Annotated in this window: 23 protein-coding genes and 1 pseudogene; 16 read left to right on the top strand and 8 right to left on the bottom strand. The window is 68.6% G+C overall.

The features are described from left to right. Positions 1-120 precede the first annotated feature (120 nt). Positions 121-3,938 (bottom strand): annotated as a pseudogene (locus tag ACI2L3_RS05555) (AfsR/SARP family transcriptional regulator). Between the two features lie 169 nt (positions 3,939-4,107). On the opposite strand from ACI2L3_RS05555, the gene ACI2L3_RS05550 reads away from it, so the two are divergent. Then, a complete protein-coding gene (locus tag ACI2L3_RS05550) occupies positions 4,108-4,620 on the top strand; it encodes an SDR family NAD(P)-dependent oxidoreductase (RefSeq protein WP_404751002.1) in 513 nt (170 codons plus the stop codon). Between the two features lie 14 nt (positions 4,621-4,634). Beyond that, on the top strand, positions 4,635-5,909 hold the full coding sequence (locus ACI2L3_RS05545) for an MFS transporter (protein ID WP_404751001.1): 1,275 nt from the start codon (positions 4,635-4,637) through the stop codon (positions 5,907-5,909). Between the two features lie 211 nt (positions 5,910-6,120). Here ACI2L3_RS05545 and ACI2L3_RS05540 read toward each other — a convergent pair whose 3' ends face one another. Further along, a complete protein-coding gene (locus ACI2L3_RS05540; protein ID WP_404751000.1) occupies positions 6,121-6,801 on the bottom strand; it encodes a DUF4232 domain-containing protein in 681 nt (226 codons plus the stop codon). Between the two features lie 238 nt (positions 6,802-7,039). Next, positions 7,040-7,819, bottom strand: a complete 780-nt coding sequence (locus tag ACI2L3_RS05535) for an ANTAR domain-containing response regulator (protein WP_404750999.1) — start codon at positions 7,817-7,819, stop codon at positions 7,040-7,042. A 340-nt stretch (positions 7,820-8,159) separates the two neighbouring features. Here ACI2L3_RS05535 and ACI2L3_RS05530 point away from each other — a divergent pair, with 340 nt between their 5' ends. The 4 genes from ACI2L3_RS05530 (at position 8,160) to ACI2L3_RS05515 (ending at position 10,633) form a co-directional block, all read left to right on the top strand. Continuing rightward, positions 8,160-9,035, top strand: coding sequence for a glycosyltransferase family 2 protein (locus ACI2L3_RS05530; RefSeq protein ID WP_404750998.1), 876 nt, complete (start codon positions 8,160-8,162; stop codon positions 9,033-9,035). Positions 9,036-9,257: 222 nt separating this feature from the next. Continuing rightward, positions 9,258-9,533, top strand: coding sequence for a hypothetical protein (locus tag ACI2L3_RS05525; protein WP_404750997.1), 276 nt, complete (start codon positions 9,258-9,260; stop codon positions 9,531-9,533). A 471-nt stretch (positions 9,534-10,004) separates the two neighbouring features. Further along, complete coding sequence (locus tag ACI2L3_RS05520) at positions 10,005-10,310, top strand: DUF6247 family protein (protein WP_404750996.1); 306 nt, start codon at positions 10,005-10,007, stop codon at positions 10,308-10,310. Next, positions 10,307-10,633, top strand: a complete 327-nt coding sequence (locus ACI2L3_RS05515) for a hypothetical protein (RefSeq protein ID WP_404750995.1) — start codon at positions 10,307-10,309, stop codon at positions 10,631-10,633. Before ACI2L3_RS05520 ends, ACI2L3_RS05515 begins: the two co-directional genes overlap by 4 nt. A gap of 610 nt (positions 10,634-11,243) precedes the next feature. Here ACI2L3_RS05515 and ACI2L3_RS05510 read toward each other — a convergent pair. From ACI2L3_RS05510 to ACI2L3_RS05490, 5 genes are all read right to left on the bottom strand, one after another. Then, positions 11,244-11,999, bottom strand: a complete 756-nt coding sequence (locus tag ACI2L3_RS05510) for a HEPN domain-containing protein (protein ID WP_404750994.1) — start codon at positions 11,997-11,999, stop codon at positions 11,244-11,246. 2 nt (positions 12,000-12,001) lie between these two features. Then, positions 12,002-13,069 (bottom strand): DUF262 domain-containing protein, encoded by a 1,068-nt coding sequence (locus ACI2L3_RS05505; protein WP_404750993.1) that lies wholly within the window; start codon positions 13,067-13,069, stop codon positions 12,002-12,004. 576 nt (positions 13,070-13,645) lie between these two features. Beyond that, positions 13,646-14,035 carry a hypothetical protein gene (locus ACI2L3_RS05500; protein ID WP_404750992.1) on the bottom strand — a complete coding sequence of 130 codons (390 nt, stop codon included), beginning with the start codon at positions 14,033-14,035 and terminating at the stop codon, positions 13,646-13,648. Beyond that, the gene (locus tag ACI2L3_RS05495) at positions 14,026-14,457 is read right to left on the bottom strand and encodes an ATP-binding protein (RefSeq protein WP_404750991.1); all 432 of its coding nucleotides are present in this window, start codon (positions 14,455-14,457) and stop codon (positions 14,026-14,028) included. Before ACI2L3_RS05495 ends, ACI2L3_RS05500 begins: the two co-directional genes overlap by 10 nt. A gap of 46 nt (positions 14,458-14,503) precedes the next feature. Then, a complete protein-coding gene (locus ACI2L3_RS05490) occupies positions 14,504-14,911 on the bottom strand; it encodes an NUDIX hydrolase (protein WP_404751329.1) in 408 nt (135 codons plus the stop codon). A gap of 107 nt (positions 14,912-15,018) precedes the next feature. On the opposite strand from ACI2L3_RS05490, the gene ACI2L3_RS05485 reads away from it, so the two are divergent. The 10 genes from ACI2L3_RS05485 to ACI2L3_RS05440 all read left to right on the top strand — a co-directional run bounded on the left by ACI2L3_RS05485 (position 15,019) and on the right by ACI2L3_RS05440 (position 21,971). Then, the gene (locus ACI2L3_RS05485; protein ID WP_404750990.1) at positions 15,019-15,804 is read left to right on the top strand and encodes a GntR family transcriptional regulator; all 786 of its coding nucleotides are present in this window, start codon (positions 15,019-15,021) and stop codon (positions 15,802-15,804) included. A gap of 170 nt (positions 15,805-15,974) precedes the next feature. Further along, a complete protein-coding gene (locus tag ACI2L3_RS05480) occupies positions 15,975-16,331 on the top strand; it encodes a hypothetical protein (protein WP_404750989.1) in 357 nt (118 codons plus the stop codon). Continuing rightward, positions 16,331-17,707, top strand: a complete 1,377-nt coding sequence (locus ACI2L3_RS05475) for an FtsK/SpoIIIE domain-containing protein (RefSeq protein ID WP_404750988.1) — start codon at positions 16,331-16,333, stop codon at positions 17,705-17,707. Before ACI2L3_RS05480 ends, ACI2L3_RS05475 begins: the two co-directional genes overlap by 1 nt. A gap of 85 nt (positions 17,708-17,792) precedes the next feature. After that, positions 17,793-18,437 carry a DUF2637 domain-containing protein gene (locus tag ACI2L3_RS05470; protein WP_404750987.1) on the top strand — a complete coding sequence of 215 codons (645 nt, stop codon included), beginning with the start codon at positions 17,793-17,795 and terminating at the stop codon, positions 18,435-18,437. Positions 18,438-18,467: 30 nt separating this feature from the next. Continuing rightward, a complete protein-coding gene (locus ACI2L3_RS05465; protein ID WP_404750986.1) occupies positions 18,468-18,659 on the top strand; it encodes a mobile element transfer protein in 192 nt (63 codons plus the stop codon). A gap of 14 nt (positions 18,660-18,673) precedes the next feature. Next, the gene (locus ACI2L3_RS05460; protein ID WP_205034603.1) at positions 18,674-18,868 is read left to right on the top strand and encodes a hypothetical protein; all 195 of its coding nucleotides are present in this window, start codon (positions 18,674-18,676) and stop codon (positions 18,866-18,868) included. Between the two features lie 25 nt (positions 18,869-18,893). Beyond that, positions 18,894-19,139, top strand: coding sequence for a SpdD protein (locus ACI2L3_RS05455; protein ID WP_404751328.1), 246 nt, complete (start codon positions 18,894-18,896; stop codon positions 19,137-19,139). 162 nt (positions 19,140-19,301) lie between these two features. After that, entirely contained in the window at positions 19,302-20,597 is a 1,296-nt protein-coding gene (locus ACI2L3_RS05450; protein WP_404750985.1) for a replication initiator, read from the top strand. After that, a complete protein-coding gene (locus ACI2L3_RS05445; protein WP_030788957.1) occupies positions 20,590-20,802 on the top strand; it encodes an excisionase family DNA-binding protein in 213 nt (70 codons plus the stop codon). The genes ACI2L3_RS05450 and ACI2L3_RS05445 overlap by 8 nt, the downstream gene beginning before the upstream one ends. Beyond that, positions 20,802-21,971, top strand: coding sequence for a tyrosine-type recombinase/integrase (locus ACI2L3_RS05440; protein ID WP_404750984.1), 1,170 nt, complete (start codon positions 20,802-20,804; stop codon positions 21,969-21,971). The genes ACI2L3_RS05445 and ACI2L3_RS05440 overlap by 1 nt, the downstream gene beginning before the upstream one ends. The last annotated feature ends 39 nt before the right edge of the window (positions 21,972-22,010 follow it).

Genomic DNA, 22,010 nt, shown 5'->3' with positions numbered 1-22,010 from the left:
AACGGCCCACTGTATCGGGGAGGAACGGCGGGAGCCGAAGGTATGTGCGACGTGGTGGGTCACGCCGGGGTCAGGTCACGTCGTCCGGCGCCCGGGCCGGGCTGGGCCGGACCGGGCGGGTCAGGTCACGTCCTCCGGCAGCCGCGCCGGGTCGAGCCGCGCGCCGCGTACGAACGCCGAGGCGAAGGCGGACTCCCCCAGGGCCGCCTTCGCCGCGGCCGTGATCCGGTCGACGTCGCCGCGTTCGGCGGGCGGAAGCGGCGCCCCCACACTCCTGCGGGCCGCGTCCGCCGCGCCCAGCAGCAGGGCCGCCCGCTCCGGCGTACCGGACACGGCCGCCGCGCCCGCCAGGCCCTCCAGGGAGAGGGCGACGGCACGTGGCTCGGCGAGCAGGCGGGCTGTTTCGAGGCCGCGGAGGTGGTGCGCCTCGGCGCCGGGCCCGTCACCGCGCAGCTCGGCGATGAAGCCGAGCTCGGCGTGGTGCAGGTGGTCGCCCGCCGGTGAGGACACGTCGGCGTGGCGGTCGCGGATGCGCCGCAGATACGTCTCCGCCGAGGCCAGGTCGCCGACGCGGCGCGCGCCGAGTGCGAGGCCCATCTCGGCGTGGATCTCGCCGTAGCGGTAACCCTGCTCGTCCGCCAAGTCGCGCGCCTGCGTGTGGAGTTCGCGGGCTCGGCCCCAGTCCCGGGTGAGCAGCGCGAGCCGCCCGAGCCCAGAGAGCCGCGCCGCGACCTCCGCCTGGAGCCCGAGCTCACGGGCGATGCCGAGGCCGTCCTCCTGGCGGCGCGCTGCCTCGTCGTAGTCGCCTCTGATCTCGGCGAGGGCGGCGAGGGGCGTGACGACCTGCAACTCGCCCCACCGGTCCCCGAGTTCGGCGAAGAGCCCTGCCGCGCGTCGACCGGCGCTGCCCATTGTCTCGAGGTCGCCCCGGATCAGGGCATGCATCGCGCGGAGCGCGAGCGCGGCGGCCGTGACCCACCGGTCCCCGGACTCGTCGGCGAGGCGGAGCACCCGCGCGTTGACCTCTTCGCTCGCGGCGGGGTCCCCGGCGCTGAAGAGGCCGTAGGCGTAGAGCCAGAGACTGCGGAGGTCGACTTCAGGGGCGCGGGGAACTGCGCGCCCAGCCACGACGGCGCCGCGGCGGGCGTCCTTCCGCACCCCGGTGAGCAGCCCGAACGCATCCCGCAGCACGCGGAGCTCGCCCACTCGGACTGCTCGGTCCGGTCCGGCTGCTCCCGTCACTTCGGGCACGGCATCAAGCACCGCGGAAAGCGAACGCCGGGCTTCGGTCAACCGCCCTCGCAGCAACCACCACCAGACGAGGGCGCGCCCAAGCCGCAAGGCTTCTTCGGCACCGCCGTGGCCGGGCTCCAACCGGGCGACCTCGTCGGTCCCTTGGCCGGAGGCCGACCACACGGCCCCTTCGGCACCCTGGCCGGAGGCCGACCGAGCCACGTGACCCCCGCCCCGGCCGGAGGCCCCCCGCACAGCCGCATCCAATGCCGCCCGGAGGTTCGCCGCCTCCGCGTCGAGCAGCCCCAGCCACACCCACTGGTCGCTCCCGCGAAGATGCGGCTCGGCCCGCTCGGCGAGGGCCAGGTAATAGCGGAGATGACGTTCCCGTACGCCGGTCAGGTCCTCCATCTCCCGCAACCGCTCCATGGCGTACGCGGACACGGACTCCAGCAACCGGTAGCGCGGGGCCGCCCCATCGGCCCCCGGCACCATGACGACCAGGGAGCGGTCGACGAGGCGGGTCACCAGGTCCAGGATCTCCTCGCGGGTCACCCCGTCACCCGCGCACACCGCCTCCGCCGCCTCCAGCGTGCAACCGTCGCGATGCACGGCCAGCCGGCGCAGCACGATGCGCTCGGGCGCGCCGAGCAGCTCCCAGCTCCAGTCGATCATCGCCCGCAGCGTCTGCTGACGGGCCGGGGCGCCGCGCTGTCCCGAGGTCAGCAGCCGGAACCGATCGCCGAGCCGGTCCGCCAACTCCCGTACGCCCAAAGCGCGTACACGAGTAGCCGCGAGCTCCAAGGCGAGCGGTATGCCGTCGAGGCGGCGGCAGATCTCCGCGACGGCCGCCTCCTCGGCGCCGCCACGGGGAAGCGAAAAACCGGGCGCAGCGGCCCCGGCCCGAGCCACGAACAGGCTGACCGCGTCCTCAGCCGGCAACGGCTCCACGAGGAACACCGCCTCACCGGTGAGCCCCAGCGGCTCCTGACTCGTAACCAGCACACGCAGCCCCGGCGCGGCACGCAGCAACGTATCCGTGAGCTCGGCGGCCTCCTCGACGACCTGCTCGCAGTTGTCGAGAACGAGCAGCGTACGGCGGTCGCGCAGCGCGTCGGCGAGCCGCGCGGCGGGGGAGCCGGGGTCCCCGACACCCCCGCCTCCGCCCCCGGTGGGACCGTGGCCAGGCGGCGGCCCCGACGGCACATCGTCCCGGAGGCCGAGGACGCCGGCCACGGCCTGCGCGAGATCGGCGACGCCGCTACCGCCGCGCGTCCCGGCGAACTCGACGAGCCAGACGCCGTCTGGAAAGGCGGCACCCAACGCGCCCCCACCCACCTGCCGACCGGCAACCTCCACCGCGAGCCGCGTCTTACCGACACCCCCCGTCCCGGTGAGCGTCACGAGACGCCCGCCCCCGAGAAGCTTCCCGACCCGCCTCACGGCAGGCTCTCGTCCGACGAGAGGGGTGAGGGGAGCGGGCAGATTGGTACGGACGCGAGGACGCCCGGTTCCGACGTCCGCCCCGGCAACGGCCGACGCCCCCACCCCGAAACCTGACCCCGCACCCTGGCCTACGCCCGGTCCCGCGCCCGGCCCTCCGCCGGGTCCCGCATCCGCTCCCGCGCCCGGCTCTGCGCCCGGCCCTGCGCCCGGCCCTGCATCCGCTCCCGCGCCTAGCGCTACACCTGGCCGTCTGCCGGACCCCGCATCCGGCCCCGCGCCCAGCGCTACACCTGGCCCTCGGCCGGACCTCGCATCCGACCTCGCGGCCAGCCCTACGCCCGGCCCGGCGTTCCGCCCCGCCCCCGCTTCCGTCCCCGCACCCAAGCTCCCACCAGACCCCACCGGGCCTGCCGGCTCCCCGGACCCCATCGGCACAACCGACCCCACCGGGCCTGCCGACTTCCCCAACCCCACCGGGCCTGCCGGCTCCCCCAACCCCACCGGGCCCAGGGAAGCCGCCCCCACCCCCACCTCCTGCCGGAGAATCGCCTCATACAGGGACACCAACTCGGGACGGGGTCGAGACCAAGCTCCTCCGCCAACCGTTTGCGTAGCGACGCGTACGACGCGAGCGCCTCACTCTGCCGCCCCGCCAGGTACAGCGCCCGCAACTGCAAGCCCCGCAGCCGTTCCCGCAACGGATGCTGCGCGACGAGGTCCGCCAGCTCACCCGTGAGCAACGTATGGTCGCCCACCGCGAGGCGTGCCTCCGCCTGTTCCTCCACCACGGCGAGCCGCTGCTCCGCGAGCCGATCGGCTGCCGCCCGTACGAACGGTTCGTCGGCGAGATCGGCGTACGCGGGCCCACGCCACAACTCAAGGGCCCGGCTCAGCACTTGCACCCGCAGCCGCGGATCCGAGACACCGTGCGCCTCCACGACCAGGCCGCGGAAACGATCCGCGTCCACCTCATCACCGGCCGCCACATCCACCCGCAGCCGGTAACCGGGCGCCTGGCGCACCACGCGGTCGCGGCCCAGCGCGCGGCGCAGCTGGGAGACCTTGGCCTGGAGGGCGTTGGCCGGATTGCCCGGCGGCGCCTCGCCCCAGAGGTCGTCGATGAGCCGGTCGACGGAGACCGGCCGCCCCTCGTGCACCAGAAGGTCGGCGAGGAGCGCCCTGACCTTCGCCTCGGGAACCTTCACCGGTTCCCCCTCGCCGTCCCACACCGCCAGTGGACCCAGCACCCCGAACCGCATGCGGATCACCGTACACACCGCCCCGTTCCTGCCCGCCGGAACGGTTGGCCCTCGATCGTCAGCGGACCATCAGCGACCCCGAAGCGCTGACGAGCACAGTCGTCCCTGCCCAACGGAAACGACCACCGAGGCACGACCTGGCACATCACAAGTCGGAGGAGAAACGCGGATGCCCAAGTACGCAGGCAGAAAAGCCGTCGTCATCGGCGGTGCCACCGGCCTGGGCCTGGCCATCGCGAAACGGCTGGTCGAGGGCGGCGCGGAGGTCCTGTTGACGGCCGACCCCGACGCGGACCTGACGGAGACCACCACCGAGGTCGGCCCCCACACCCACATAATCCGCGCCAACCAGCCCTCCCCACCCTCTCCGCCACCCTCGACAGCCGCCGAGGCACTCGCCTCAGCCATCCAGGCACGACTCGGCGACATCGACTTCCTCTTCGTCCACGCCGAAGACGGCCTCCCCGCCCCACCCCCGCCCGAACTGCTCCGGCTCCTACGGGAGGGCGCCTCCGTAGTCCTGACCGGCGCATCGGCCGACGACCCGACGGCGAACTCCCTGACCACGCTCACCCGTTGCCGCGGCCCGGCGGACGAGACGGCCGCCACCGCACTCCGCCTGGCAACGGAAACCCCCACCAACGCACCCGCACTCCCACCCCCGCACCCGTACACGCACTGACAAGGACCAACCCCATGCCCACAACAGAAACCACCCCCACACGCCCCCATAAACAACCCCAACAACCCCAACAACTCCCCCTCCTCGCCCTACTCGCCCTGAGCACCGCCGTCTTCATCACGAGCCTCACCGAGACGCTGCCCGCGGGCCTGCTGCCCGCGATGAGCGCCGACCTCGGCGTCAGCGAGTCGGCGACGGGACAGACAGTCACCGTCTACGCGATCGGCACCGCGCTCACCGCGATACCGCTGACCGCCGCCACCGCGGGCTGGCGCCGCAAGCGACTGCTGCTGACGGCGATGGCAGGCTTCGCCGCCGCCAACACCGTCACCGCGTTCTCGACGAACTACTCCCTCACGATGGGAGCCCGTTTCGTCGCCGGCGTGGCCGCGGGACTCGCCTGGGCGCTGCTCGCCGGATACGCCCGCCGCATGGCGCCGCCCCACCTCCAGGGCAAGGCGATCGCCATCGCCATGGCGGGCATCCCGGTCGCCCTGTCACTGGGCGTGCCCGCCGGTACGTTCCTCGGCAAGGTGCTCAGCTGGCAGGTCGCGTTCCTCGTCATGACGGGCCTCACCGTGGGCCTGCTCGCCTGGATCTCCGCCCTCGTCCCCGACTACCCGGGTAAGAAACGTGGCGACGCCGGCACACCGATGCTGCGTACCCTCCGCGTACCCGGTGTGATGCCGGTCCTCTTCGTCACCCTCGTCTTCGTCCTGGCGCACACGGTCCTCTACACGTACATTGCCGCGTTCCTGGACGAGCTCGGCATGGGTGGCTCGACCGACCTCGTTCTCCTCATCTTCGGCGCGGCGTCCCTGGCCAGCATCTGGATCGTGGGCGCACTGATCCACCGCAAGCTGCGCGCGCTGACGCTCGCGAGCGTGATCCTGGTCGGAGTCGCGGCCGCAGTACTGGCCGCCTTCTCCGACACTTCAGCACTCGTGTACGTAGCGGTGACGCTGTGGGGCCTGGGCTGGGGCGGCGCCCCGACTCTCCTGCAGACCGCCGCGGGCGAGGCGGGAGAGGCGTACGAGACGGGTATGACCAGCGAGATGGGGGGCGCGGAGAACGAAGAAGGCACGGGCGGCGGCGTGGCGGACGCGGCACAGGCCATGCTCGTCACCCTGTGGAACATCGCGATGGCCGCCGGCGGCGTCATCGGCGGCATCCTGCTCGGCCTGGTCGGAACGTCATCCTTCCCCTGGACGATCCTGCTGCTCCTGGCCCCGGTACTGCTGGTGGTGGCAGCGGCACACAAGCACGGTTTCCCCCCACGGAACTGGTGAGCTTCGCGGCGAAGAAGAACGGCCGGAACAACAACACCACCGCCACCATTACCTGCGTACCCGGCGAGACGGGCTAGGGGCCCCACATCTTCGGTGCGGGGGAAGGCACCGAAGAGGCAGTGGTCCTGGCCCGCCTCGCCGGGAGACTGTAGACAGAACGTCCGGAACGCCCGCACCATCCAGCCCGCCCGGACCGGCCCGCTGGACACTCTCAGAAGTCGTCGGCGCCGTTACGCAGCTCGTACGTCCAGTAGCCGGTCAGCGCCTTCGCCGGGTCGACGGCGATGCCACCGTTGCCCGGTGCGGTGACGGCAGCCTGACCGCCCCCACCCTGCAACGTGACGGAGAAGCCGGAGACGGGCTCGTTGTTCTCGTCGACGCCACCGTCCGAGAGCTTGACCAGCGCATACGCGGGGGCGCCGGCCTTCAGGACGACGGGGGCGGCGGGCTTGCTCTTGGCGACGGCGGGCACGTTCTGCTTGTGGCTCTCCAGGAACTGGATCTCCGGGAAGCCGTTCATCTTGCAGCTGTGGCCCGACGTGTTCTTCGCGGTCAGCACGATGTGGGTGTAGGGCGGACCACCGTGGCGGGCGGCGCTGATGTTGACGTCCTTGGTGGTGCAGGCGGGAGCGGCGGCACCGGAACCGGAACCCCCGGCGGCGACGGTGGCCTTCGCGGCGGCCCCGCCCTTCGCGGACTGCCCCGACGAACCGGAGGACCCCGACGAGCCGTCCGTCTTGGAGTCGCCGACCGAGACGGTGGTGCTCTCCGAGGCCGCCGACCCGGCGGACTTCGTGTCCGAGTCGCCCCCGCCACAGGCGGTGAGGGAGAGGGCGAAAACGGCCGCGCCGGCGGCGGCGAGAACGGTGGTGCGGCTACGGAACGTACGCATGGGAAGTCCCCCGTGAGTGGCGCATGACGGATGCATGGCGCATGAGTGCTACGTGGTGCTGGCGCGACAGCTGCCCGGTCCGTGACAACAACCAGCGCCTGACCTGCTGACACTCACTACTCTGACCGCCACCGCACACGTTCCACTGCCGTACCGCTCACGTCCCGCTGCCGCGCACCCTCACTACGGACCCGCACCCCACCCACCCGCTCCTACCCTCATCACTCCCCCCCACCACCTACCCGGCCAACTCAGGATCGGCATGCCCCTCAACAACTTCCCGCGCCACCTCACTCAGCACCCGCCGATGGGAACGGGCATGCGCACGCATCGCGTCGAAGGCGTCATCCACGGACAGCGACCTGCGCACCGCCAGCACCCCTTTGGCCTGCTCAATGACCACGCGACTGGCCAGCGCCCGCTCCAACTGACCGGCGAGCACTCGGCTCTGCTCGGCCTCGCGGGCGCGGTGCAGGGTGACGGCGGTGAAGTCGGCCATCGACTGTCCGAGCCTGAGCGCGCCGGGGGAGAAGACGTCTCCGCGCCCGGCGAACAGGACGAGCGCCCCGAGGCTGCCCGCGGAGACGCGGAGAGGAAGCGAAACGACGTGGGTGTAATCAAGAGCAAGGGCCCGCGGCGCGTAACGCGGCCAGCGCCGCATCACCGGCCCGCACCCAAGAGCGGCAGGGGCCTCAGGCCACGCAGCGACACCCTCAGAAACAACATGCCCCGGCCCTTCACGCCAGCTGACGGCCTCACGCTCCAGGAGGGAGACGTCGGTATCGGAGCCGCTCACCCGGATCTCGTCGCGCCCACCGGGGACGTACACGACGGAAGCGGCCCGCACGCCGAGCAGCGCGGGAGTACGCCCCGCCAGAACACCGAGGGTCCGACAAACATCAAGCCCCCCTCCCGCTACACCTTCCCCAGCACCTTCCCCCACACCTTCCACTGAGCCATCCGTCGAGCTGCCGGCCAAGGCCACGAAGACGTCGGCCAGCTGCTGTTGGGGCGTCATGCCACTCTCCTCAGAGATAGGGAACCCCGCTCAAGACCCACCGAGCCACAGCCTCGGCCGCCAAGCCCCAACTCCCGCGCGACCCAAGGGGATCCGCCCCTCACCAACACAGACGGCACCAGGCGCCCCCGCACCGTCACGGCCACGCCGAGGGCTTCTCCGTACCCCTGCGGCTCCATGCCGAAAGCCTACGCCGCAGCCATCACCGGACGACGAGGCTTCTGCTTTCTCCCAAAACCACCTGAGCGGCCTGAGCGACCTGAGCGGCATGATCAACCCGAGTTACCTGAGCGACCGATAGGCTCACCTGCTTCGCACGGCGTACGGACGGAGTCCACTCGTGAGTCACCCGCGCTTCGGCATCGCAATCCTCACCATGGGCAACCGCCCCGCCGAGCTTCGGGCGCTGCTGGACGCGGTGGCCAAGCAGGACCTGGCGCCGACGAGGGTGGTCGTGGTGGGCAACGGCGCACCACTGCCTCAACTACCGCCTTACGTACACGGGTTGGAGCTGCTGGAGAACCTGGGCGTGTCCGGCGGGCGCAATGCGGCCATCGAGGAGCTGCGCCGATCCGGTGACGTGGACGTGCTGGTGGACCTGGACGACGACGGTCTCCTCGTAGACGCCGACGTGCTCAGCCACCTGGCAGAGATGTACGCGGCCGACGACCGGCTGGGCATTGTGTCGTTCCGCATCGCCGACGAGCACGGGGAGACACAGCGCCGACATGTGCCCCGGCTGCGAGCGAAGGACCCGATGCAGGGCGGCGAGGTCACCACGTTCCTCGGCGGCGGCCACGCCCTGTCGATGCGGATGCTGGAGGAGATCGGCACGTGGCCGGACGCGTTCTTCTTCACCCACGAGGAGACCGATCTGGCCTGGCGGGCGCTGGATGCGCGGTGGCGGGTGGTGTACGAGCCGACGCTGCTGCTCCAGCACCCGAAGACCTCCCCGGCCCGACACGCGGTGTACTACCGGATGACCGCCCGGAACCGCGTGTGGCTGGCCAAGCGCCACCTCCCCGCCCTCCTCGTCCCCGTCTACCTCGGCGTCTGGACGGCGGTCACTCTGGCCAGGACACGCTCCTGGGACGGCCTGCGTGCATGGTCCGGCGGCTTCCGAGAGGGCGTACTCACCTCCGGCGGTCCCCGCCGGCCAATGCGATGGCGCACGGTCGCCCACATGACGCGCCTGGGCCGCCCCCCGATCGTCTGAACGTGCGCCGCACCGAAGGGACGAGCTCTCCAACACGCTGTCGGTCGTGAACGGCGCCGGCAGGGGCGCTTTCGGCAGGGCAGGGCGCGAAGTGCTGACGCGCGCTCCGCGGCGTCTCCATGTCACCTGCCACCGCAGCGTGAGCCAGGTCACACTGAGGGCCCGAACGAAGCAAGGGGGACCATGAGCAGTTCGCACCTCAACGCTCCTATCCAAGCTCGTATGTACGCGAAGACCCTGCACAAGGTGGTCTGGATCGCCGCCATCGTGGCGTCGGCCGGCCTTCTGGCACCGCCGCTGTTCTTCATCGCGGCCAAGAAGCGCGTCGTCAGCATGGCTGCGCCCGTGATCTACGCAGTGATCATCTACGGCTCGGTCACCGTGGCAACCGTTCTCGGCAACTCAAGAAACTGGGAGGGGCTGGTCCTCACCATCACGACGATCGTCGCTGCCGTACACGCTGCCATCCTCGACACGGACTGGAAACCGGCCAGGTGACCGCATAGACGCTGTGGCGTGGCGGGTGCCGTACTCCGCAGCTCCCGAGTCACGCTCCACTGAGCCCGTGCTGCGCCGGTGTACGGCAACCCCAGGACAGCGCGCCGCACCTGAGCCAAGGCTCACGGGCCCTGGGGCGCAGGCAATGGCCTTGCGGCGCCAACAATGTCTGGCCATGCTCGGCGACGGCCGGGCTCAGCCGATGGCCAAGGGAAGACCTGTCTGCGTCGGTCGAGCGGTGCATCTCGCCACCGGTTGGACTGTCCGTGATGGCGGATTCCGGAGCGGCGGGTGCCTCTGTCGGCCACCGCTCAGGTCGAGCCCGTAGGCGTAGGCCCGGTTTCGGTACAGCCTGGCACGAGTCTCTGCGTGGCCTGAGCCGCGGCGGTAGGCTCCAGAACCGGAATGGCGAGGGCCGACGGAGGACAGAGTATGAGCACCGCTGCTACCGACTCACCCGGCACTCCACCCATGCCGGAGAGAACCCCCAAGGCACTGCGCGAAGCCATCGCTCAGCACGCTCCGCAACTGCTCACCGACTTCGACGCCCATTGGAAGCGGGCGATCGCCGACACGTTCGACCTCGGCCCCGTGCCGGCGTTCATGGCTCGCTGGTGGGGCGAGTACGCCATCGCCCGGGACCCGCACCTCGAAGCTCACCTGACCGACCTCGAAGCGCGTGCCACCGAAGCCACCGACCTCGCCGAAGCCAAAAAGCTCCTGGAGGAAGCGTCCAACATTCGGCACATGGCCGCCCGCACGGAGCCGGGCCGGTGAGCGACGACGTGTTCATGGGACCGCCCTGGCAGATGGACTGGGCCCTCAAAGCCCAAGCGGCGCGCGACGCCCTACCCGAGCACGTACGGAAGATCGTTGACGCGGCACGCGCCGAACTGGTGACAGCGAAAGACCCGTACTTCCGCGGCATCGAAGCGGACGCCGAACTGCCCGACGCCATACGAGTCGAACCAGCACGGTCCACCAGCCCCAAGGGCCCGCGCATCCTGTACTTCGACAACTACCGCGGTTGGCTCCGATACATCTTCATGCACCGCGTGGACGACCCGCAGATCGTCGTCGAAGAGATCTTCTGGCAGTAACCTCGCCACCCCTTACGGGCGTGGGGGCCGTCACGGGAGCCGTTGACCCTGGGCAACAGAAAACCCCCGGGCCCAAGACCCGGGGGTTCCAACAAGAGCGGGTGACGAGAATCGAACTCGCACTCTCAGCTTGGGAAGCTCGGGTGTTCTAGGGGGAGTTGGGCGTCCGACCTGCGGAGAAGTGACTTGGTGGGCCCTCGATGCCGATGGCCCGTTGCCCGCCGTTCCCCGTGGTTCCCCGCTCGACCTGGCACGGCTATGGCACAGCCCAAGCGCCGGTACTGGGCCGCTCTCTGAGCGCGGAGTTCAGTTCTCCGGGATTAGGCATAGCTGTACCAGTGTCGCAGATGGATGAAGCTGACCTGGGGTCGGCGGTTCCGGAACCTGTCACTGTCGGTCGCCGCTGGTCACTGCTGGTCGGCCTTGGACGGCCCAGGGACAGCCCGAAACCACCGCCTGCTCCAGTGCCTGACCAGCTAGCTTCCAGGCCGGCCCCGAACCAGGCGTTCTGGTCGAGGCACGGCTTACCACTGGCACCTGGGCTCGGTGATCAGACTACGCGGTGCAACACGCGGATTTGCCCAGGTACAGACCCGCACAAAACTGCGCATCAGGGGGTCCAGAGTCCGGGGACTCGCCCAACGGACTGTGCGTAAGTTTCGACAAAGTCCTTCAGCACCTGATAAATCGCGTCTGCGAGATATCTCGCAAAATGAACATTAAATCGAATTTCTGCTGGCGATGCTGGGATTCTCGCGCCGCTGTGCGCGACAACGTTTCGTAGATTCACAAGTTCCCTCAAGCGCTCTTGCAAATTCCCTAGCGCCATCCCCGAAAGCCCAGGATTCGATGGCGCCATATAGTGAACCTCAAAGTATTTCGATATTTGAGGCCACGGCTTTTCAACGCCGACGAGTTTCATTAGTTCAGACACGGTATCAGGCCCCGGATTCCCGCCAGTTTCAATTGCATGATCCGCGTTAATCGCCCCCGCAACGATCCCTTTCGCTGCCGACACTCCCTCGCTTATCCGGTCGGCCGAGTCGCGCGTTTTCCCAAATCTCTTCGCCTGGAGCGCCGCATTCATATTCTTAGAAATGAGCAATACTTGGAGCTGTTCCGGAAGATCCCACAGCATTAGTCGCGGGGTGGCATCGCCGTGCCGCTCTAGCGCGTAAGCGACGACATCTTTGATAAACTCCTCGAATCTTGCGCATAGGAGCACCACCGCTCCCGCGAGGATGGGACTTGGTGTCGGCCTGCTTGGCAAATACGAAAACGCTGGATGGCGAAGCGTAATTGCTTCAGCCAGATTTAGAAGGTCTTCAACGTCGTCGAGTTGGGTACTAAACTTTTGAGTAGGCATCGCTACCTCGCGACGCTTTCAATCATCTCCGCAACTGCACCAACTCGCGAATCCAATGAGGCCCTGGTTGTATTCTTTAGCGAATCTTCAAACTCGGCATTCTCGAAGAGCTTACGCATCCCCGAGCGAATCACAGGCGCATGGTTAACGATCCAAGCGGCCGGGAACTTGCCGACTGCCAACATCTGCGCGTCATAGACCGGAACGGAGAACCGCTGTTCAGCTCGACCGAGTTCGGGACGCCACCTCCTGAAAGACTCATCCCCAAATGCACTTAGGCACTTCTGGAGCGAATTAACGAAAGAGTCGCGATACCTCTTCAATTCTGCAGATGAGGCCTGATTATTCTTCCGCAAGAACTCCGTAAACGCCTGCTGTGAAGGAGGTGACTCTTTCGAATTTTCCTCAGAGAGGGCGAAGAAGCGCAGCACAAGTTCCACGTCTCGTTGACTCCTAACAAACACCGACCCTGTGCGGCCAAGAGTTTGCTGAAAGTCAGGCAACTGGGCAAGTTCAATTGTGAGAGAATTGAGGGGCCCCTGCTGCGTAGCATTGCGCATTTCTTGCACAGAAAGATTGGTCCCTCCCGTGTTGATTCGAGAGAAAACGGCTGTTGTGATGTCAGAGGCTGACTCGGAGCTGATAATGACAGCGCGCATTGAGGATCGACGCAAATGGATTTGCATGCGTAGCGGCAGCTCATTGAACTTGAGCGAGTTTGCCGAAGCGAGGCTACTGAGACCCGTGAGTGCGAAATCCCCGTGCAGGTAGGAAAACACGGCATCGAGGCGCTGCGTTCCGTCGAGTACTGAATACTGATAGGTCTCCGGGTTCTCGGCAAAAATGATCGACGGGACCGGAATATTCAACAAGAGCGACTCAATAAACTGCGACTTTTGAGTCAGGCTCCAAATCGGCGGACGCGCAAAAGGTGGAATGACCAAGTCGCCTTGGGCAAAAATCCGTTCTAGCTCATCAACAGTGAAGTCCATGGCATGCGTTCGAATGTCAGCCTTACGAGATTCCCAGTCATTTTGAACGCTCACCTCATCCGCGTTTTGATCTTGCACAACTTTTCTCCCTTCGGTGAATCACTTAAGCCGTATGTTTGTAGGATGCTCGGGAAGCGCGCTTTCGACAAGCGCTACCCGGAGGTGCATCGGTTGCCTTGGGTCGATCCGTCCTACCTCGATCGACTGTCAGTCGGAACCCACCACTTACCCAAGCTCCCATCCCGTCCGCCGTCGACCCACACACCGTGGAGCGGGCGTGGTTCAGGGCGTCAAGGTGGAGCGCGCCACTGTACGAACGACCTTGACGCCCTGGGCCGCGTCCGCTCGGCTCTGCCTGGGTCGATGGGGGACGGGATGGGAGCTCTCCACGCCAACCCCATCCGGCCGGCACTCGCAAGCGGCGCCCCCGCCATCCCAGAGTCAGAGCGCCCCCGCCGGAGGCATGTCCTTGACCGGGACCGCCGTGGGTCCGGTGTTCGCCTTATGGCCCTGGCCCTATCCGTGTGTGGGCGGGCGTCGGCGCAGCCGGGGCGGAGCGGGCCGAAGGCAGGAGCGGCGCCCCGAGCGGAGCCGTGAGCCCGCCCGGCGGCGCGGAGCGGCGCCGGGACTTGAACCAGTAGAGAAAGTTGTAACTCAGTCCGTCTGCCGGGGCTTGAAGTCGTGTGTGCAGGCTGGGAGTTCCGCCGCCTGGCGGTGTGCGAGCGGCAGGAAGAGGACTGGTCGTATCGTCCAGGTGATGCGCGTGTCCGCGTGAGTCACTGAGACCGTGCAGGGCTGCATCTGGAGAAGGGCTCTGCGGGTGCGGACGCGGCCCTCGTATAGCCACTCCCAGGCTTCGACTGAAGCGTGAGTGTTCAGTGCCGGGGAGATCGTCCGGAGGGCCACCGCTACCCACCGATCCGCCTGTGGCGCCGAGTAGGCGTCGAACGACGCTCGTAGCTGCGGCCCCGCTTGTCCGTCCGTGGCGGTGGACTCTGTCCAGCACTCGCACCAGTAGCCGCGTCGGGGCCCGCTCATCCGCATAGTTGGCCTCCCCTGTCGGCCTCGGTGAAGAAAGCCGCGGTGACCGTGTGACCGTGGTCGCTGTCGTTGACGACTACGCGGTGCGCGATGGCGCTGACCATGTCCAGACCCCGGCCGTGTTCCGCCTCCTCGTCCTGGTGCTCGACCTTGGGGGCGGTTCCCGTGCCGCCGCCGTCGGTGACTGACAGGGTGACCATCTGCGGGGATACCTCGATGGCCAGGGAGAAGCTGCCCGACTGACGCCCGCTGGCCGTGTGCAGGATTGCGTTCGTGCTCAGCTCGCTCACGATGAGTTCGGCGGCGTCCGCGAGTGGTGAGCCGCGCAGGATGTCCCGCGTCCAGCGCCGGGCCCGACTGATCTCTTCGGGGAAACCTGGGCAAGTGAGGCCCCAGACTCGGGCGGTGCTCGTATACTCGTGCATACAAGTTCCTTCGTGCTGGTAGGCCGCCGTGTGCAGCGGGTTCGAGCTAGACGAGTTTGATGCCGTCGTGGGCGCGGATGGCCGGCGGGGAAACCGCGTCGAGTGCGTCCAGGACGCGGATCGCGTAAGCCTCATCGGCGAGTTCGGTCACTTCGTCGCGGGTGGCCCAGCGCAGAGCTCGGGTTTCGTCGCCGGTGGTGGGCGTGCCGTCGGCGGCCTCGCAGCGGAAGACCATGGAGACGATCAAGCCCGTCATGTTCTTGTAGACGCCGGTGAGGGTCGCCGGAAGCGCGATCTTGATTCCGGTCTCTTCGAGGACTTCGCGTTGCAGGGCCTCGGGGATGGTCTCCTCGCGTTCGAGGATGCCGCCCGGGGGTTCCCACTTGCCGTTGTCGCGGCGCTTGATCAGGAGGGCCCGGCCATGGTCGTCGACGATGACTCCGGCGACGCTCACGGAGTGCGGACGGTCAGTGCTCAAGGTCCTCGACCCTCTCGGATGGCTAGGCTCTCCACCGTAGCAACAACACTCGCCCACTCGTCTAGATACCTAAAGGAGTACACGTGACGTCCCTTCCCGGCCTGCTCGGCGCTGTTGACCCCACGAGTGATCGTGCAGTCTTCCGGCAGATCGCTGACCAGCTGCGCGAGTCCATTGACCGCGGGCGATTCAAGGAGGGCGAGAAGCTGCCTTCCGAGGCTGAACTCGTCGAGCACTACGGCGTCTCCAGGATGACCGTTCGGAATTCCTTCTCGATTTTGCAAGGCGAGGGCCTAGTCCATGCCGAGCATGGCAAGGGCGTTTTCGTGCGGCCACGGCCACCAGTGCGGCGTCTGGCCTCCGACCGCTTCGCCCGGCGCCATCGCGAACAGGGCAAGTCCGCCTTCATCGTGGAGGCTGACGCTGCAGGCAGTCACCCTCAGGTCGACAGCCTGGAGGTCAAGGAAGAGAGGGCCACGCAGGACATCGCCACCCGCCTTGGTTCTGTGCGGCGCGTGCTCGCTCGTCGGCGTCGGTATCTGCTCGATGGCCGGCCGGTCGAGTTCGCCACTTCGTACCTCCCGCTCGACATTGCGCGCGGTACGCAGATCGCCGAGCCCAACCCCGGCCCCGGCGGCATCTACGCCCGTCTCGAAGAGCTGGGCCACCATCTCGACCACTTCGAGGAGGAGATCCGGGCACGGATGCCCGCACCGTCTGAGGTCAAGACGCTGCGGCTGTCCTCCGGCGTACCCGTGATCCATCTGATCCGCACCGCGTACGACACCGAAGGGCGGGCCGTGGAGGTCTGCGACACCGTCATGGCGGCGGACGCCTACGTCCTGTCGTACCAGCTCCCGGCCACGTGAGGGCCTGACGGCCGTGGCGCGCGGTGGTCCGCCCCCCCCCCCCGAACTCGTATGCGCCAACAGGCCTACTCGTATAGACGAGTTGGCAAGTTGTGTGGCACAGTGGTCGGCGTTCCCGGAGATCGGGTTCGAACGCTGCATCTTGTATAGACGAGTAGATGGGAAGAACCTTGCGAACCATTCGTGTGGAGACCTCGGCCGCGACGATCCTGCTCACTGAGGCGCCCGAGCCCAAGGTCCGCGACCGGCAGACCGGCGAGATCGCCAAGGACGCCACCAGCGGTGAAGCGCTGATGACGATCGGCGTCGTCTACATCGAGGAGGGCGAGTCGTCCTTGATCAAGGTGACCGTCCCGGAGAGCGGAGTGTCCGACGGGCTGACGCTCGGTGCGCCGGTCTCGCTTCCGGGGCTCGTGGCCCGCCCGTGGGAGAGCGTCTTCAACGGCCAGCAGCGGCACGGCATCGCCTACCGTTGCGCCGCCGTCACCCCGGCCGCCTTCCCGGCCGCCATGGGGGCCTCGGCCTGATGACCGATGTGACGACTCTTCTGGAGGTGGGTGGTCCTGTCGCCGCGCTCGGCGGCGGGGCTGCCTACACCCGGGCCAACCACCCCGGGGTCTACTGGTCCGCCGTCGGCCTGCCGATGTCCACGGCCCGGCTGCTCAGCTCGTACGGCTCGGTAATGGAGGCATGCGGTCTGACCGTGGTGCCGTCTCGTCTGCGCGTGCTGGCGACGCAGGTCACCAGCCGCCGGGAGATCCGGCCTGTGCCGCCTCGTCGCGGACTCATCCGGCCGACCACGACCGGTCTGCGGCTCCGTCTGCGGCTTGCTCCAGGCCAGGAACCTGCCGACGTGGCCGCCTCCGCCGAACGTCTGCGGCATGCGTGGGGGGTGCACGCCGTCTACGTCACCACGGTCAAGCCTGGCGTGGTCGAATTACGGCTCGTCGGTTACGACGTACTGAGCAAGGTCCGCATGCCGCGCAAAGTCGCGGGCGGCACATTGCAAGTGCCCGTAGCGTTGCGGGAGGACGCGACGCCATTCGTACGTGACTACCGGACCGTGCCGCACGGTCTCTGCCTCGGCGCCACTCTGTCGGGCAAATCCATGTACCTGCGGCACCTCGTCACCGGACTCGCGCGGCAGAGCGTCGCCCTGATCGGCATCGACTGCAAGCGCGGCGTGGAGCTGGCCCCCTTCGCCCCACGGCTCTCGGCCCTCGCCACCGACCCTGAGCAGGCCGCTGAGCTGTTGCCCGTGCTCATCAAGGAGATGGAGAACCGGTACGACCTGATCAAGGCCCGGCAAGGGATCGCCCCGGGCACGCCCGACGAAACGATCACCTCTGACATCTGGGGACTTCCGGAGCACGAACGGCCCGTGCCCGTGGTGCTGTTCGTCGATGAAGTCGCGGAACTCTTCCTCGTCGCCACGAAGAAGGAGGAGGAGCGACGGGACGAGATGGTCACCCAACTCATCCGTCTCGCCCAGCTCGGCCGCGCCGCCGGTATCTATCTGGAGGTCTGCGGGCAGCGTTTCGGTGCTGAACTCGGCAAAGGCGCGACCATGCTGCGGGCCCAGCTCACCGGGCGGGTCTGCCACCGCGTGAACGACGAAGCCTCCGCGAAAATGGCGCTCGGTGACATCGCCCCCGAAGCGGTCTCCGCCGCCTGCGCCATACCTGCCGAACGGCCCGGCCTCGCCGTCGTCGGCGACACCTCCGGCGGCTGGTCCCGCATCCGTACGCCGTATCTCTCCCTGGCCGATGCCGCCGAGACGTGCCGCGCCTCGGCCCACCTGGTCCCGGATCTGCCCGCAGTGAAGCCTTTCCGGCCCTCCGTGCCCGTGCAGCCAGTCGAGTCCCCGACCCCGGCCGTGCAGCCGCGACCGGTCACCGGCTGAGCCGCACCCTCCCACCCCGGTCGGCGTGACCGTCTCGCGCCACGTCCCTACCCCTGCCATGCCTGAATCCGGAAGGAGCCGCAGCATGCGCGCCCAACTGGCCCGTATCGATGCGGTACTCGTACAGGCCGTCATCGCCGCCGCCTTGTCCTTCGCCCACCTGCATGACGTCGCCTCGGCGGCCGGTCAGGACGGGTGGAAAGCGTGGGCCTATCCGGTCTCGGTGGACCTGTTGCTCGTCGCCGCCTGGCGTCGACTGCGGACCGGTGACAGCAAAGCCGCGGGCTGGTGCTGGTTCGTCATCGCGCTCGCGGCCTCCCTCGGCGCGAACGTCGCCACCGCCGGTCTGCTCGACCTGAACCATGTGCCGGCCTGGCTCCGCATTCTCGTTGCGGGCTGGCCTGCGGTCGCCTTCCTCGGCGGGACGCTCCTCGCCCACTCAGCGCCGATCCGGCACGAGACAAGCGAGGGCGACCAAGACCCCGTACGCCTCGACGACCAGGAGGATGCGCCCGATCCCGTGCCGGAGCTCCCGCCGCTTCCGGGCAACGAGCCCGAGCCGACCCCGACTTCAACCACCGTCCCAGTCCCGGCCGCCCTGGTCGACCACGCACGCAAAGTCGCCACCGAACACCACGCCCGCACCGGCACTGCCATCGACACCACGACCCTGCGCGCCCGCCTCGGCGTCCCGATGCCCATGGCCGACGCCATCGCCGCTCAGCTCTGAAAGCCCGGAACGTCCTGAAGGGAGATCCACATGAGCGCCAACCGTTGCTTCCGCTCCGTCATCCGTATCGGTCCCGTCCAGGTCGGCACGGCGTACAACGGCCGTGGCCGCGAGAAGCACACCGCCGCATGCACGGCACCGCGCTGCGGCTTCTCCGCCGACTACGACAGCCGCGCCGCCGCCGAGCTGGCCGCCCGGACTCACCGTTGCCCCGCCTGCTGAAAGGACCCGTTCCCGTGACCGTCAGCCTGCCGCTCGTGTTCGTCCTGGGCCTCTTCGCCTGGGGAGCGGTCAAGTTCCTCGGCGTCCGTACGTGGATCGTCGTCGTGATCGCACTCTTCGGCTTCTGGCTCTCGCACACCTTCATGGCTCCGGCCATCGAATCCGGCACGCGCTCCGGCGTGGACGTCGTAAACGGCTCACATGACTAGACGAGTAGGTAAGGAGAGCTTCGCCGTGTTCCTGCCCAAGTACCCCGACAGCCCGACCCCGCCGCCCGCCCACCACCACACGGTGGCCGACCCGACGCCCGTGCGGCGGTCCGCGCCTCAGATCTCCATCACGAGCGGGGCGGTCGTGGCCGTCCTCGTCGGCGGGGTCGTGCTGACCGCGCTCCTGGCCGCCGTCGCCGTCTCGGCCGTCTCCGTCGCGGTGTGCGCCGTGGTCATCCGCTCGATGCTCCGCGACCAGCGGCGGCGCTAGACGCCAGCACTGCCAGACCCCCGGGGCGGCCCTGATACCGCCAAGCATCCGCCGCCCCGGGGGCCCTGTCCCTCCTGACCGAAGCCAGAAGGAGAAGCCATCATTACCCGCACCACCCCGCCCCCGCTCAGCGAACTCGGTCAACTGGCCGCAACCGGCACCATGCCCGCGCTCCTGCGTCAGCTCTCCGGCCTCGGCGGCTGCACGCACCCGGTCCGCCTCGACGGCCACCGCACCGAGTACACCGTCGACACCCGGACGGGCGAGATCGGCAACGTCGTCCACCACCTCGACTCGGCCACCCTGCCGGCCGGTCACCTCCTGGTCCGCTGCAACAACCGCCGTACGACCCGCTGTCCGGCCTGCGCGGAGGTGTACCGCCGCGATACCTTCCACCTGATCACCTCCGGGCTGCGCGGCGGCAAGGGCGTCCCCGAACGCGTCGCCGCTCACCCCCGCGTCTTCGCCACCTTCACCGCCCCCGGCTTCGGCCCGGTCCACAACCGCCCCACCGGCCCGGCCCGAACGGTCCGCCCTTGCCGCTGCGGCATCCTCCACGACCAGGACGACACGGCCCTCGGTACCCCGCTCGACCCGGACACCTACGACTACGAAGCAGCCGTGCTCTGGAACGCTCACGCGGGCCTGCTCTGGCGGCGCTTCTCGATCTACCTCCGCCGGGAGGTCGCCAAGCGTGCCGGCCTCACCCAACGCGCCTTCCGCGAGTACGCCCGGGTCTCCTTCGCCAAGGTCGCCGAGTACCAGAAACGCGGTGCGGTCCACTTCCACGCGGTCATCCGCATCGACGGCCCGGACGGCGGCGACACCCCGCCCCCGGCCTGGGCAAACCCCGAGCTGCTGACCGATGCCATCCGCGCCGCTGCGACCGCTGCCCGCGTGGATGGCCCGGTCATCGACAACCGCGCGCACGCCTTCACCTTCGGCCGCCAACTCGACGTACGCACCATCCGTTCCGCCGACTTCGACGGCGGCCAGGAGCTGACCGAGCGGGCCGTCGCCGCGTACATCGCCAAGTACGCGACCAAGGGCGCGGAGACTGCCACGGGTGCGCTGGACCGGCCCCTCAAGTTCCTCGCGGAACTCGCCCAGCTCGACATCAGCGACCACGCCCGCCGCATGATCCGCACCGCCTGGACTCTCGGAGCACGAAAGGAACTCGCGGACCTCCGGCTTCGGGCCTGGGCTCACATGCTCGGCTTCCGCGGCCATTTCTCGACCAAGTCCCGCCGCTACTCCACCACCCTCGGCGCACTCCGCGACGCCCGAGCCGAATGGCGCCGAGCTCAAGCCGTCACCGACGACCAGGCCGCCCCGGACTCGACCCTCGTCCTCGCCCACTGGAGCTACGCCGGAACCGGCCTCACCGACGCCGAAGCCTGGCTTGCCGAAACCCTCGAACCCGCCCCCGGAACGGAAGGGGAGCCCACCCGTGGCTGAGCGTCATCTCTCCGTCGACCAGGTCGCCGAGCTGCTCGGCACGACGGCCCGCTTCCCGCGTCGGCTCATCGAGGAGCGGCGCATCCGGTACGTGAAGGTCGGCCGCCACGTGCGCATCCCGGAGAGCGCGGTCGAGGAGTTCATCACCTCCCACACCGTCGAGCCGATCAAGCGGTCCCGCGCTCGCTACGGGAGGGCCGCCTGATGGCGAACAACAGGGGGAGGCGTCGCCGCTTCGGCGCGATCAGGCGGCTGCCGTCCGGGCGATACCAGGCGCGGTATCCGGGGCCGGACGGCGTGATGCGCCCAGCGCCGTTCACCTTCGAGACGACCGCCGATGCTGACGACTGGCTGGCCGAGAAGCAGACGGAGATCCGTAGAGGTGATTGGCGGGACCCGGAGGCCGGAGCGGTCAACTTCCGCGCGTACGCCGACAAGTGGGTCGAGGAACGCGAACTCGGCGTGCTCACCCGGGACCTGTACCGGTACCTCCTGGACCGCCACATCCTGCCGACCTTCGGTGATGACGACCTCGACGAGATCACCGCACCCCGCGTCCGCACCTGGCGCACCGAGCGTCTCCGTACCGGCGCCAAGACGGCGACGGCCAAGGCGTACCGCCTTCTCAAGGCCATCATGGAGACCGCCGTCGACGACGACCTGATCCGCCGCAACCCGTGCCGGATCAAGGGCGCGGGCGCCGAGAAGGCACAGGAACGGCCTACGGCTACCGTCGCGCAGGTCGATGCCCTCGCTGAAGCGGTCGGCATGCGGTGGCGCCTCATGGTCTACCTCGGCGCCTACGGCCCGACGCGGCCCGAAGAACTGGCCGGGCTCCGCCGCCGGGACGTCGACCTCGACGCTTTGCGCATCACCGTGCGGACGGCCGAACCTGAGAGGACGAACGGGCGACGCGCGCCCGGCGACACCAAGTCGGACGCCGGTACCCGCACGATCTACCTGCCCGCGTTCCTGGAGCGTGAGGTCCGCTGGCACATGGAGTCGTTCGCCGAGGAGGGACCGAACGGCCTGGTCTTCGTCGGCGAGCGGGGAGCGCCATTCCGCCGGAGTACCTTCGGCAAGTACTGGCGTAGGGCGCGCACGGTCGCCGGTCTGCCGGACAACTTCCGGTTCTACGATCTCCGCCACACCGGGCACACCCTGTCGACCCGATCTGGTGCGACCTTGAAGGACACGATGGTCCGCGCGGGTCAGTCGTCCGAGAAGGCGGCGATGATCTACCAGCACTCCGAGGAGGAGCGTCAGCAGGAGGTCGCGGGGATGCTCGACCGGAGTGTTCGGAAGGCCCGGCGGGCTGTGGCACGGAAGCCGGATGATCAAGCATCTGGCACGGATGTGGCACGCGGCGACTGACCAAGATCGCACAGCAAAAAGGCCCGGGTCGATGACCTG

Origin of the sequence: Streptomyces sp. NPDC029674 (assembly GCF_044903205.1) — a bacterium.
In the GTDB taxonomy this organism is placed as follows: Bacteria; Actinomycetota; Actinomycetes; order Streptomycetales; family Streptomycetaceae; genus Streptomyces.
Note: the sequence above shows the minus strand (reverse complement) of the source record. Positions and strands in the feature narration are given on the sequence as shown.

Coding starts and splice junctions, on each gene's coding strand:
- ACI2L3_RS05550 (WP_404751002.1), top strand. CDS start 4,108: ATGCCCAAGTACGCAGGCAGAAAAGCCGTCGTCATCGGCGGTGCCACC.
- ACI2L3_RS05440 (WP_404750984.1), top strand. CDS start 20,802: ATGGCGAACAACAGGGGGAGGCGTCGCCGCTTCGGCGCGATCAGGCGG.
- ACI2L3_RS05540 (WP_404751000.1), bottom strand. CDS start 6,801: ATGCGTACGTTCCGTAGCCGCACCACCGTTCTCGCCGCCGCCGGCGCG.
- ACI2L3_RS05475 (WP_404750988.1), top strand. CDS start 16,331: ATGACCGATGTGACGACTCTTCTGGAGGTGGGTGGTCCTGTCGCCGCG.
- ACI2L3_RS05495 (WP_404750991.1), bottom strand. CDS start 14,457: ATGCACGAGTATACGAGCACCGCCCGAGTCTGGGGCCTCACTTGCCCA.
- ACI2L3_RS05545 (WP_404751001.1), top strand. CDS start 4,635: ATGCCCACAACAGAAACCACCCCCACACGCCCCCATAAACAACCCCAA.
- ACI2L3_RS05465 (WP_404750986.1), top strand. CDS start 18,468: ATGAGCGCCAACCGTTGCTTCCGCTCCGTCATCCGTATCGGTCCCGTC.
- ACI2L3_RS05470 (WP_404750987.1), top strand. CDS start 17,793: ATGCGCGCCCAACTGGCCCGTATCGATGCGGTACTCGTACAGGCCGTC.
- ACI2L3_RS05535 (WP_404750999.1), bottom strand. CDS start 7,819: ATGACGCCCCAACAGCAGCTGGCCGACGTCTTCGTGGCCTTGGCCGGC.
- ACI2L3_RS05510 (WP_404750994.1), bottom strand. CDS start 11,999: ATGCCTACTCAAAAGTTTAGTACCCAACTCGACGACGTTGAAGACCTT.
- ACI2L3_RS05520 (WP_404750996.1), top strand. CDS start 10,005: ATGCCGGAGAGAACCCCCAAGGCACTGCGCGAAGCCATCGCTCAGCAC.
- ACI2L3_RS05450 (WP_404750985.1), top strand. CDS start 19,302: ATGCCCGCGCTCCTGCGTCAGCTCTCCGGCCTCGGCGGCTGCACGCAC.
- ACI2L3_RS05500 (WP_404750992.1), bottom strand. CDS start 14,035: ATGCGGATGAGCGGGCCCCGACGCGGCTACTGGTGCGAGTGCTGGACA.
- ACI2L3_RS05525 (WP_404750997.1), top strand. CDS start 9,258: ATGTACGCGAAGACCCTGCACAAGGTGGTCTGGATCGCCGCCATCGTG.